The sequence below is a fragment of the Flavobacterium rhamnosi genome, from assembly GCF_048286515.1.
Classification (GTDB): domain Bacteria; phylum Bacteroidota; class Bacteroidia; order Flavobacteriales; family Flavobacteriaceae; genus Flavobacterium.
This window is the reverse complement of the sequence record NZ_JBLVPS010000011.1, coordinates 1-12882: the sequence shown is the minus strand read 5'-3', so window position 1 is coordinate 12882 and position 12882 is coordinate 1. Positions and strand designations below refer to the sequence as shown.

10 protein-coding genes and 1 pseudogene are annotated in these 12882 nt (G+C 34.2%); 7 read left to right on the top strand and 4 right to left on the bottom strand.

The features are described from left to right. Window positions 1-11 precede the first annotated feature (11 nt). The 5 genes from ACNQGN_RS10430 to phoU all read left to right on the top strand — a co-directional run bounded on the left by ACNQGN_RS10430 (window position 12) and on the right by phoU (window position 4590). Window positions 12-845: a phosphate ABC transporter substrate-binding protein gene (locus ACNQGN_RS10430; RefSeq protein WP_417987772.1), complete on the top strand. Its 834-nt coding sequence runs from the start codon at window positions 12-14 to the stop codon at window positions 843-845. A gap of 79 nt (window positions 846-924) precedes the next feature. Then, window positions 925-2097 (top strand): phosphate ABC transporter permease subunit PstC, encoded by a 1173-nt coding sequence (pstC, locus tag ACNQGN_RS10425; RefSeq protein ID WP_417987771.1) that lies wholly within the window; start codon window positions 925-927, stop codon window positions 2095-2097. 2 nt (window positions 2098-2099) lie between these two features. After that, window positions 2100-3044, top strand: a complete 945-nt coding sequence (gene pstA, locus ACNQGN_RS10420; protein WP_417987770.1) for a phosphate ABC transporter permease PstA — start codon at window positions 2100-2102, stop codon at window positions 3042-3044. A gap of 44 nt (window positions 3045-3088) precedes the next feature. Then, window positions 3089-3847, top strand: coding sequence for a phosphate ABC transporter ATP-binding protein PstB (pstB, locus tag ACNQGN_RS10415; protein WP_417987769.1), 759 nt, complete (start codon window positions 3089-3091; stop codon window positions 3845-3847). Window positions 3848-3921: 74 nt separating this feature from the next. Further along, the gene (gene phoU, locus ACNQGN_RS10410) at window positions 3922-4590 is read left to right on the top strand and encodes a phosphate signaling complex protein PhoU (protein WP_417987768.1); all 669 of its coding nucleotides are present in this window, start codon (window positions 3922-3924) and stop codon (window positions 4588-4590) included. Between the two features lie 141 nt (window positions 4591-4731). Here the strand turns inward: phoU and ACNQGN_RS10405 are convergent, their stop codons facing one another. The 4 genes from ACNQGN_RS10405 to ACNQGN_RS10390 all read right to left on the bottom strand — a co-directional run bounded on the left by ACNQGN_RS10405 (window position 4732) and on the right by ACNQGN_RS10390 (window position 11257). After that, a complete protein-coding gene (locus ACNQGN_RS10405) occupies window positions 4732-5802 on the bottom strand; it encodes a glycosyltransferase (protein ID WP_417987767.1) in 1071 nt (356 codons plus the stop codon). Between the two features lie 173 nt (window positions 5803-5975). Next, window positions 5976-9407 carry a hypothetical protein gene (locus ACNQGN_RS10400; RefSeq protein ID WP_417987766.1) on the bottom strand — a complete coding sequence of 1144 codons (3432 nt, stop codon included), beginning with the start codon at window positions 9405-9407 and terminating at the stop codon, window positions 5976-5978. 85 nt (window positions 9408-9492) lie between these two features. Next, entirely contained in the window at window positions 9493-10749 is a 1257-nt protein-coding gene (locus ACNQGN_RS10395; protein WP_417987765.1) for an aspartate kinase, read from the bottom strand. A gap of 28 nt (window positions 10750-10777) precedes the next feature. Continuing rightward, a complete protein-coding gene (locus tag ACNQGN_RS10390; RefSeq protein ID WP_417987764.1) occupies window positions 10778-11257 on the bottom strand; it encodes a GNAT family N-acetyltransferase in 480 nt (159 codons plus the stop codon). Between the two features lie 170 nt (window positions 11258-11427). Here ACNQGN_RS10390 and fbp point away from each other — a divergent pair, with 170 nt between their 5' ends. Beyond that, window positions 11428-12447, top strand: coding sequence for a class 1 fructose-bisphosphatase (gene fbp / locus ACNQGN_RS10385; RefSeq protein ID WP_417987763.1), 1020 nt, complete (start codon window positions 11428-11430; stop codon window positions 12445-12447). Between the two features lie 171 nt (window positions 12448-12618). Continuing rightward, a pseudogene (locus tag ACNQGN_RS10380) lies at window positions 12619-12882 on the top strand (IS4 family transposase); the annotation flags it as partial.

Here is a 12882-nt window from a genome sequence, read left to right as displayed (position 1 = left end):
TAAACTTTAAAATGAATAAAAGTAAATTAAAAATAGCAGCAATTTTGTTAGTCGTAATGGCTATTGGATATTCATTTACTTCTTTGAGTAAAATAACAATCAAAGGTTCAGACACGATGGTGATTTTGTCACAGCAATGGGCTGAAGCTTATATGAAAAAACACCCGGGAACAACTATTCAAGTGACTGGTGGAGGATCAGGAGTTGGTCTTGCGGCATTAATCAATGGTTCTACTGATATCGCAAATTCAAGTCGTCCTATAAAGCCGTCTGAATTAGAAAAAATAAAAGCGAAATACAAAAAAAGTGGTGTTGAGATTGCATGTGCAAAAGATGGTTTGTCTGTCTTCTTGAACAAAGGAAATTCAGTTTCAGAATTGACAATACAACAGTTAGGTGCTATTTTCTCTGGAAAAATAACCAACTGGAAGCAAGTCGGCGGAGCTGATGCGAAAATTCAATTGTATGGTAGAGAAAGTAGTTCAGGTACTTTTGAATTCTTTAAAGAGCATGTAGTGAAAGGTGATTTTTCTCCAACGTGTCAAACGTTGCCAGGAACAGCTGCTATTGTAAATGCAGTGAAAAAAGATAAATATAGCATTGGTTATGGTGGTGCGGCTTATGCTGAAGGTGTGAAAGATTGTAAAGTGAAGAAAGATGCTAAAAGTAAAGGTGTTTTGCCGACCGCAGCAACAATAAAAAACAAAACATATCCTATTTCAAGATACTTGTATATGTATTTGAAATCTAAGCCAACAGGTGAGACTAAAGCTTTTATTGACTGGGTTTTGGGACCAGAAGGACAAAAAATGATTACAGAAGTAGGTTATTTTCCTGTAAAATAAAAAAGCATAAAAATATCCCTCTCTTTAATTATGGAGGGATATTTTTTTTTAAAAATTTATGAATTCTTAAATTAATTAAATGAATTCTCCACTTCCAAGTAAACAAACTTTCACCAAAGAGAGTTTAAAAAAACAATTCAGGTTTTCAGAGTTCCTAGCTGAGAAAGTCATTTCTTTAGTAGCTTTCTTGTCGATAGCTATTATCTTTTTGATATTTATTTTTGTTTTCAAAGAATCACTGCCATTATTTAGTTTTGGTAAAAAAGACAAAGTGAAGACCGAAATACAAACAACTTCAGATGTAAAAGTAGAAACCTATGACGGAGCGGAAACTTCAACAGAAGTAATTCAGCCAGAGACATACGGAGCCCCTACAGAAGACCTAGAGCCTGAAACCTATGGAGCTCCAGTCGAAGATTTGAATCCTGAAAAAACAACGGATCAGGAAGTTGTTATTGACGAAAAAATCACAGAGAATAAGGAGGGCGCTGATAAAACTTGGAGCACTTTTTTCTCAACAGAATGGGTTCCGGTTTCCGATAATCCACGTTTTGGTTTGATAGCATTACTTATCGGGACTTTAAAAGTTACTATAATTGCCATGTTGATTGCAGGTCCTTTAGCAATATTAGCTGCGGTTTACACTTCTTGTTTTGCTTCTAATCGAAGAAAAGAAATCATAAAGCCTATTATCGAAATGTTAGCGGCATTTCCATCAGTTGTAATCGGTTTTTTTGCTATGATGGTTTTGGCTACTTTTTTTCAGGATATTTTTGGATATGATTCGCGTTTGAATGCTTTTATAGGAGGAGTTGCTATGGCATTGGCAGCTATTCCAATTATTTACACCATTTCAGAAGATGCTTTGTCGGCAGTTCCTAAAACGTTTACCGAGGCCAGTTTAGCACTGGGAGCAAGTAAGGCACAGACTGCATTTTTTGTCATTCTTCCCGCTGCAACTCCCGGTATTTTTGCCGCTATATTGTTAGGCATAGGTAGAGTCTTTGGCGAAACAATGATTGCATTAATGGCAACAGGGAATGCAGCGCTTTTGTCTGCAAATCCTTTTGAAAGTGTGCGAACTTTTGCGGCAACGATTGGGTCAGAAATGGCGGAGACTGTTTTTGGGGAAACTCACTACAGTGTGTTATTTTTTATTGGATCTTTGCTTTTCATTTTTTCATTTATATTAAATGCGGTGGCAGAATTTTATGTCAAAGGAAAATTAATTAAAAAATTCCAAGGTAAGTAAACATGGAAAAAGCTATAAGTGTATCAGAAAATCCATTTTTTAAGACTAAAAAAAAGGGTGGAGATATAAAAGAAAGCGCAGTTGTCGGATTGACACAAATCGCAGTTTTTATAATTATTGCCATCTTGTTTGTAATTTTAGGTATTATTATTTACCAAGGGCGTGAAAAATTTTCATGGGAATTTATAAGTTCTTTTCCAACCGATGGTATGACCAAAGGAGGTATTTTTCCTGCTCTGATAGGGACTTTTATATTAGTTATTGTCATGTCGATAGCGGCAGTGCCTTTCGGAACTATAACGGCCATTTATTTAACGGAGTATGCCAAAGAAGATTCGAAATTTGCTGCAGCAGTACGATTTTCAATTAGAACATTAGCAGTTGTACCTTCTATTATTTTTGGTCTTTTCGGACTTGGATTTTTCATCCAATTTGTTGGAACAGGAATGGATTCCGCTTTCAATGATGGGGAATTACATTGGGGACAGCCAAATATTCTTTGGGCAAGTTTGACTATGGCTTTGCTTACTCTTCCAGTGATTATCGTTTCTGTGGAAGAAGCGTTAAAAACAATCCCGAGAGAACTAAGGGAGGCCAGTTTGGCTTTGGGAGCTACAAAATGGCAAACCATTAAAAAAATAGTTTTTCCAGGTTCTATTTCTGGAATTATGACAGGAACTATTCTTGCTGTAAGCAGAGGTGCGGGAGAGGTAGCACCTATTTTATTTACAGGAGCGGCTTATTATTTAGCCACCCTTCCGGAGTCTTTGAGCGATCAGTTTATGAATCTAGGATACCATGTTTATATTATGTCCACACAATCTTCGGATGTAGAGAAAACAATGCCAATCCAGTTCGCAACTACATTAGTTTTGTTAATTCTTACTTTATCATTAAATCTGGTGGCAGTAATTATCAGATCAAGAATTAGAAGAAGAGCGAAATAGGTTCAAAGATAACAGCAAATTATATTAGAATTAATAAAGAAAAAATGAGAGATGTAAAAATAGAGGTTAAGGATTTATCGTTATATTATGGCGATAAAAAGGCCTTAAAGGAAATTTCAATGCAAATTCCGGCGAATAAAGTGACGGCATTAATAGGACCTTCGGGTTGTGGTAAATCTACTTTTTTAAGATGTATCAATAGGATGAATGACCTTATTCCGAGTGTGAAAATTACGGGCAGTATGCTTGTTGAAGGTGTGGATATTTACAATAAAGACGTAGATGTAGTAAATATTAGAAAAAAAATTGGAATGGTTTTTCAAAAGTCAAATCCTTTTCCAAAATCTATTTATGAAAATATTGCCTACGGCCCGAAAATTAATGGGATAAAAGACAAAGCACAGTTAAACGAAATTGTTGAAACTTCATTACGTCAGGCCGCAATTTGGGAGGAATTGAAAGATCGTTTGGATGATTCGGCACTTGGGCTTTCAGGAGGACAACAACAGCGTTTGTGCATCGCTAGAACATTGGCCGTAAGCCCGGACATTATTCTTATGGATGAACCTGCGAGTGCATTGGACCCTATTTCTACTTCAAAAATTGAAGAATTAGTTCATGAGTTGAAAGAGCAGTACACAATAATAATTGTTACCCATAACATGCAGCAAGCTGCGAGAACAAGTGATTATACAGGGTTTTTTTATATGGGTGAATTGATTGAAATGGGTAAAACTAATGCTATATTTACCAAACCAGAACAAAAACAGACTGAAGATTATATCACAGGAAGATTCGGATAAAAGGTATAAAAACGGAAATAGACTAAAAAGTGTATTTTGATTTTTTAATCTTTTAAATTTTTAAATATAAAAACATGGCATCACACTTTGAAATAGAATTAGAAAAACTAAAAAATGTAATTGAAAAAATAGGGAAGCTTGCGGAAATTCAAGTGAGTGAATCCGTAAACGCTTTACTGTCCGAACCCGTTGCTGAAGGTAAAGAAGTAAGGAAAACAGAAAATAAGATTGATAAACTAGATGTGAAAATCGATGAAATTTGTCAAAGTATTTTTGCTTTGCAACAGCCGGTCGCTTCTGATTTGCGTTTTATTATGTCAGCAATGCAAATTAGCAATGAGATAGAAAGAATTGGCGATTTGGCGATTAGTGTCATAAAGAAGGCTAAGAATATAAAAGATAAACATGACTTAATTGTAAAATTTAATATTGCGGATATAGCCAGACAAGTTGAGGTTATTACCATAAAAACGAATGAATGTTTTTTGACTCGTAATGAAAATACTATTGGTGAGATCTTTATTTTGAACAATACCATAAAAAACGAATGCGATGGTGCAATACATCATATCATCGACGAAATGAAGTCTAATTCTAAGACGGTGGTTTCAGGAACAAACCTTGTTATTGTTTTAAAACATTTAGAACGTGTTTCTGAGCATTGTACAAATATAGCAGAGTATGTATATTTTATGATTAATGCCAAAATTATCAAACACGAAAAATTTGGCGATAAGAAATAAGATAATTAATTTGGATAAAAATAATTTGCAACTAATTGTGGATTTTATAGAGAAGCACCCTGATTACATACTTTGAAAGTAAGGTAATCAGGGTGCTTTTTGATTGTAAAAGATTACAAGGAACTTGCCTAAGGATAATTATTAATTGTTTTCAAAAACCTGAAACAATGTTTTCCAATCTAATGCCGTATCTAATCGTGGCAGACCTTTGTACAAGTCAATTTCTACAAGGTTTTCTATTCTGAAATCGTTTTGTTCAGCATAAGGAACCAATCCTTCTTTTTTTAATTTTTTTGCCAGATATTCCTGTTCATATTGACCGGGAGTAGGAATGAAAAATGCCTTCTTGTTCAGTTTTGCCAGGTCCATGATGGTAGTATATCCGGATCTGCACAAAACTTTATCACTTGCGTTAAAAGTTTGTTCAAGTTGGCGCGTATTCATGAAATTATAGTACGTCACATTATTAATTTGCTCCTTGATCTGGTCTTTTTCTATGACCCCTTTTATGAAAACCACCATCCCATGATATTTCAATATTTCAATCTTTAATTTATCTTCTAATAAGCCTCGCTGAGGTTCTGGTCCAGATAAAATAATCATCAAATCATATTGTTTTGGAATGTCACGTTTTTGCATCCGGCTTAACGGTCCAATATATCTTGTTACAAAATCGGCTTTTTTCATATGTCCTAATTTACCGGTCAAATTTGGAGTTTCCTCTAAATCTGGAATCCAACATTCTTTGTATTTTTTTATAATATGCTGGTGGAGTTTACTGGTAATCCATGTCGTATTGCCAGTCATTACATTCAATTGATGTGTAATGAATACTGAAGGTACTTTTTGACTAAAGACCCCAAGCCTGTTATCAGATATTAAACCGTCAATGGAATATTTCTTAATCCATTTCTTTACTAACTTTTTCTCATTCCAAACGGCTTCAATCATTTTTGGGCAATTCTTCAATAATTTCCATTTAAAATTTTTGCCGTTTTGTGGATATTCTATTTCGTATGACGGTAGTTCCAGTGTTCTTAAGTAAGGGAATTCTTTTCTCAGTAATTCCAATGCAATACCATCTGAAGCGATTATAGGTGAATAATCATTCTCTTGCAAAGCCTTAATAATCGGAATGCAGCGGGTAGCGTGTCCTAGACCCCAATTCAAAGGAGCAATTAAAATAGTCTTATTGTTAGCATTCAAATCCATTTGGCGATGTATATATTCGTTATTTAAATTTGAAAGTTACTCAATGATGTGGTTTTTCATATTTCTAAGGCATTACCAAACTATTAATTTATTCTGGCAGATTTATATTTCTATTCCTGTTTTTGTCTTTTTCTAAAAAAACGAAATGTCGTAAAATAGTTTTAAATACTAAATTAAAAATAAGCCCTTAATTGTATATTTCCTGTATGAATAGTTTGGCTGGATTCACTTTTTCTGCCTTGATAATTTAAGTTTATATCCAAAAATTGGGTTATGTTTTTTTGCAATAGCAATCTCCAGGTCATGTTTTGGCCTGTCTGTAAACCTTCGAGCATTTGAAATCCTATAGAAGAGAATTCATTTCCTGTGAATTTATTTTGGTAAAAAGAAACTTCTCCATTGAGGGTTATTTTTTTCTCACCCGCATAAGAAAAGGAAGTTCCTAATCGATTTTGAAGGAGGCTTTCGGAATTTCCAATTTTATTTTCCTTATTTTGTAATTCATAAAATAAATCCCAACTAGTGTTTTTTGAAAACAGGTAGCTGATTTTTGGAATTAATGAATAGCCATCAATACGGTAGTTTTTTTCGGGATAATTCTCAGATTTTATAGTTGTCTTTATTGTTTTGGCAAAAAAACCAAACAGCCAACTTTTCTTGTGTAAATGGACGTACTGCAACTGATGAGAATCGTTATCGGATTCCTGATACCCAATGGATAACAAGTTTTTTGTTTTGTTTTGCAAATAGGAATACGTAATAGAATGGTTTTGTTTTCCTCGGTTATAGAACAAACTATTTCTGAAACTGGAATTCAATCCTAACACATTCGTTCTGTCAGATTTAAAAGGATTTAATTCAAAATTATCGCCTTCATTTTTTATTTTTCTATCTATAATAAAAGAAGTCTGATTATAAAAATAAGACAGCAGTTTTTTTATTCCAAGTTCATTTTGCCATTGATTTGGATTTAAGGTTACCGCTTGTGAAAACTTATTTTGATGTGTTTTTACATAAATTCGGTTAGGTAAAAATATTCGAATATATTTAGCCTGGTCAATAAATGGTGCAACTTCAAACTCCTGTATTTCCTGAATTCCATTGGCATTGTAATCATTCCAGGTATAGATGCCTTGCCCTGCCGGAACTTCAAGATAGGTGAATTCCTGTTGCGGAATACTTCCTGAATTGGTTTCATAAACAGTCGTGCTTTGAATCAATTGATTAAAAAAACGGTCTGAATAGACTATTCTGGAATTTAATGAAGATTCTTTTTTCTTAGTTGCATCCGCGAAATCAAGTACTCTGTAGTTTATATAAGCAGTTAAATCACTTTTCTTTGATTGTATTAGTCTTGATTTTAGAAAATACGTTTGAGATGCATTTACACGTTGGATCAATCCATTTTGTAGGCTGTCATTTTTTCGTCTCAAATATCCTAATTCGACAAAAACTTTAGTACTGTCTCCACGACCAGTAAAAAGACTATATTCTGTAAATTTTTGGCTCAAAGCCGAAAATTGATTGGTAGTTTTTATTTTTTCCTGATTGTCTTCTAATTTGAGGCTCGTGCCAATCCAGTTCTTACCAAAATGATAGCGGGTCTGTGTTTGATTCCTGTAAAATTTAGAAGAGGATTCGGTTCCATCACTTTTTAAGAAACTCCCCTGATTTTGAATGATCCAATTTTTCAGATGGAACTCTGAGTCTAGACTATGTCTGCTTCCGGAAAAACTTTCTGAGAAATCCAGTTTTTCAAATTGATAGTTTAGGAGTCCTTTATTTTGCGGATTCACACTTGGAATTAAGTCGAAATGTAGTCCTGAGACCAATAAGCTTTGATTTCCGATGACTGCGGTTCCTAAATTCCAGTCTCGATCAAATTCAATGCTGTAAAGACGTTCAACTGAGTGAAAATTTTTCTGAACAAATTGGTAACTGGCAAAGGCATCAACATTCCATTTTTTCGAAAATAAGCGCTGTTTTGCATTTATTTTTGCAGCCAAACCACGATTGTCAGAATCGTCTATTGAAGAGAAAAGATTTCGATCATTATTGCTGATTCCTATTTCGTAGTCAAAAAATGTTTTTTCTGTTGGTTTATATTTTCCTAAGAATGTTGCTACTTGAATTTTTGTGGGCGAGATTAATTGTATGATAGGATTATAATTCCCCTGAGGAATTGCATTTATGGGTTCAACATATTCGTAAATTCGACCAATAGCCGCCGAGTTTTTCAAAATATAATTTCCGATATTCGTTCCCACTAAACTAAATCGAACATTAAAGAGTTCCTCCTCCGGATTATTTGAATATTGAAAAATTTCTATCGAATTAATAGTAGTTTTTCGATACAATACTTTGTTATCTGAATAGGAATCTGCGTAAGCTGAAGGAGCCGTCATTAAGTCGGTATTGTCGCCAGCATGCACTAAAATTTGAGCTTGTTCTGGAGAAAGGTTTTGTTGTAGAGGCTGGCCTTTTAAATCACTTTCGGAGTATAAATAACCGCCGAAATTCCATTTTTTATTTTCATGTGATCCCCCGGCATAAGTAACAAATCGAGAATAATTTCGATCTGAATATTGGTATTCTATAGTAATACGCATTTCAGAAGTAATAGTGAAAAGTGGGGTAAACAAGATTTCGCCGGCATTGTAATCGATGGTGTAGTCATTATTTTCTCCTCGCTTTAATAAAACTCCATTTATATAAACCCGTTCTGAACCTGAAATAACTAGAACATATAATTCGCCATTTTGACCTTTTAATTTATAGGGACCCTGATTGCTTTCCTGGCCTATAAAATTACTTCTAGCATATTGCCCTTTGACTAGAGCTGCCGATGCGAAAATATTGGTTTTACTATCTTCAGTTTCAAAATCGAAATTGGTAGCGAGTCCCTGTACTTTTTTGTTGAAATTGAGGAACTGCGTTTTTTTATTTTCAAGAAAGATATCCCCGGCTCTAATGTTCCATTTATCACTAAAAAGTTCCATAAAAACATTGTCAAATTGATCTAACTTCTGCGAATAGCCTCCATCTTGCAGTGGAATATTACTATCTTGTAATGAAGCCCGAAGGTTTACTTTTTCAGATAGTCTTCCTGTAATTTGCAAATCTAGATTAGAGTTTAAAACGGTATTTTGATTGTTGCCAATAGTAACTCCACGTGTGATGCTTCCAGAAGTGTTTAGTCCGTCAAATGGGAGGTTTTTCTTAGCAATATCCGCCTCTATTTTATATAAATTCCCTAAAGCGGCTTCGTTACTGACCACTCGGCTCGAGTCGTAAATGCGATACTCTTTGGTTAGAATTTCAGGAAGTTTGAGATAATTAATCGTTATGGAATCGGACTGTTGAGTGAAATTTTCATTGAAGATTAAAATAGCTTTTTGGAAATCTACTTTATAAGAAGCAATGTCAATAGGTTTGTCATTGGTGTCAAGCACTTCAAAAAAGCTGGAATTTATACTTTGATTTTCAAGATAGAGAGTGTCGCGCGTAGCGGGTTCTTTTTTGGTTTTGTATAGCGGATTAGTTTCCTGGGCATGTAGTCCGGAAAAACACATCGTTAGAAACAAAAACACTACTTTTTTCAACATAGATGGTATAAACGTCTATGCATCAAAAGTAGTGTATTCTGTAAAACAATAGGTACAACTCAAAATTTAACGATAAAAAGAATTTTTAACTTTCTTTCGTTATGACCTGCATCGTCTCGCGGCTTACTTGTTTTAATAAAACAACTTTATTTTCTTCTACAGTTTGTGCCGCTTTATCATTGAAATGTCTAATGGTATATAAAGTAACATTTTCGTCAAATTCAACTTTAAATTTTTTCGAAAGGATAGCGTTCAAAGCTTTGAAATTTTCAAATTTGTCCTCCACACACACCGAGAAACTAATGGCTGAATTTTGAATCAGATTTACTTTTATTTTAAATTGGTGAAACAAAGCAAAGATTTCACTGATATTTTCTTCCATTATGAAAGAAAAATCTATTGACGAAAGCGAAATCAAGAGTTGGTTTCTTTTGACAATAAAGCAAGGTAAATAAGGCTCTAAATCTGCGCCTTTGGCAACACGTGTTCCTGGTAAAAGAGGATTAATAAACGATTTTACAAACAAAGGAATTTCTTTTTTTTGTAATGGTTGTAGGGTTTTTGGGTGAATAACAGTTGCTCCGTAGAAGGCTAACTCAATTGCTTCGCGGTACGAAATTTGGTTTAGCAAACTTGCGTTTTCAAAATATCTAGGGTCAGCGTTCATAACTCCAGGAACGTCTTTCCAGATGGTTACACTTTCCGCATTTAAGCAATATGCAAAAATAGCCGCAGTATAATCAGAGCCTTCACGGCCTAAAGTGGTGGTGAAATTGTTTTCGTCGGAACCTAAGAATCCTTGCGTAATATTTAAAATTTTTCTTTTTACATTTTTGGCGATATTCTTTTGTGTCAATTCCCAATCTACTTCTGCATCTCTATAATTTGCATCTGTTTTTATGAAATTTCGGACATCTAACCACTGCGTTCTTATTCCCATAAAGCTCATGAAATGGCTCAGAATAGTAGTGGAAATTAATTCTCCATAACTTACGATTTGATCGTAAACGAAATTATAATTTGGAGATTTATTATGAGCTAAAAAATATTCTAAGTCGGAAAATTGAGCGTTTACAGCAGCAAAAACTTCGTTCTTTTCTTCTTCAAACAAATCCATCAGAATCTGATTGTGGTATTTTTTTACTTCTTGAACAGATGAATTTAATTCAGCTGACTTGTCGAAATAGTTTTTTATTACTAATTCTAGAGCATTCGTGGTTTTTCCCATTGCAGAAACGACCAATAATACATCCTCATAACCTACTTTTTGTAAAACGTCATATACGTTTTTAATTCCTGCTGCATCTTTTACAGAAGCACCACCAAATTTGAATACTCTCATAATTTTTTAAACAAAAAAATTTGTAATTCTATTTTAATCTATTATCTACAAAATTGTTAATTCCCGCTTCGTCCATTTGTGCTACATACCAATCTCTTAGTACCTTTGCACCCGATTTTTCATAAAATTCGATAGCAGGAGTGTTCCAGTCAAGAACATGCCAGTCAATTCTTCTGACATTGTCTCTCTTGCCTTGTTTGATGATTTCAGAATACAAAGCATAGCCCAATCCTGTACCTCTCATCTTGTCCTTTACCACTAAATCTTCCAGATGGATTATTTTTCCTTTCCAAGTAGAATAGCGATAATAATACAACGCAATACCCACAATTTCTGAATCTACTTCGGCAACAAAAACATGAAATAAAGGAGTTGTGCCAAAACCATCACGCACTAAATCATCCACAGTTATAAGGACTGCGTCAGGTTCTTTTTCGAAGTCCGCCAATTCTTGAATAAGTCCTAGAACTGCTGGCATGTCTTCCCGATTTCCTTTTCTAATATTCATGGATTCTTATTTTAAATGGTTGAATTGCTCAAAATAAAGCATTTTCCATTCATTATTCAACTATTTTATTAGCAAATATACAATACTGGTAAACTAAGTAAATATTATTCAATTCATTTTCACAAAAAATCCGATATTTGTGACTTCAAACTAACTACAACGATTTCTTAATGGAAGAACGCAACAGAACACTAGGTGAATTTATCATCGAAAACCAAAACGCTTTTCAATATTCGTCAGGCGAATTATCCCGGATTATCAATTCCATCCGTTTAGCTGCAAAAGTGGTTAACTACAAAGTGAATAAAGCTGGATTAGTAGATATAATTGGTGCCGCTGGAGAACAAAATATCCAGGGGGAAGATCAGCAAAAACTGGATGTCTATGCCAATGATATTTTTATTCAAACTTTAATCAACCGAGAAATTGTGTGCGGAATCGCTTCTGAGGAGAATGATGATTTTATTACAGTTGAAGGAAGTGATAAAAGTCACAACAATAAGTATGTGGTATTAATGGATCCTCTTGATGGATCTTCTAATATTGATGTGAATGTTTCCGTGGGAACAATATTTTCAGTGTACAGACGCGTTACCCCAATTGGTACTCCGGTTACAATTGAAGATTTTTTGCAACCAGGTATCAATCAAGTTGCAGCCGGTTATGTGATTTATGGTACATCAACGATGTTGGTTTATACTACAGGTCATGGCGTAAATGGATTTACATTAAACCCGGCAATTGGGACCTTTTACTTATCACATCCAAACATGCAGTTTTCCAAGGATGGAAGTATTTATTCCATTAATGAAGGAAACTATGTTCATTTCCCACAAGGAGTAAAAGATTATATAAAATATTGCCAGCTTGAAGAGGGAGAGAGACCTTATACTTCACGCTATATAGGAAGTTTAGTTTCGGATATTCATAGAAACATGATAAAAGGTGGAATTTACATTTATCCGACAAGTTCCAAAGCTCCAAAAGGGAAATTACGTCTGTTATATGAATGCAACCCGATGGCATTTATTGTAGAGCAGGCTGGAGGTAAAGCCTCTGATGGTTTTGGAAGTATAATGGAAATTGTACCTACAGAATTGCATCAACGCGTTCCTTTTTTCTGTGGAAGCTATAATATGGTAGAGAAAGCGGAAGATTTTATGCACAAAGCTAAATTAAGCAAGTACTAATAACTACAAAAAAAGCTCCCAGATGGGTAGTCATGGTCGGAAGATTTTTCTTCCGACTTTTTTTTGTTTTATATTTTCAAAATAATTCATTTTTATTTATATATTTTAACAAGATTTTTCTTGTTTATTTTATGGAGGTTTTGTATATTTATTGCTATAAATCAGTAATTTATGGCGAATTTTAAAGATCACAAAGTATCCGTAAATGAGCTGCTAGGTTTTATTCCTGAAGCGCTCTTATCACATCTCTCCACTAGCACTAAAGTGGATCACTATTCAAAAGTGCTTCATGGTAAAAAAGTATTTTACCTGCTTTTGTATGCTATTCTCGACAATGAAAGACTTAGCCAGCGGACATTGGAAGATACTTTTAACTATTCAGGTTTTAAGGCTATTTTCAATTTAGATGAAGCCGAAACTGTCAGAAGGAGTTCT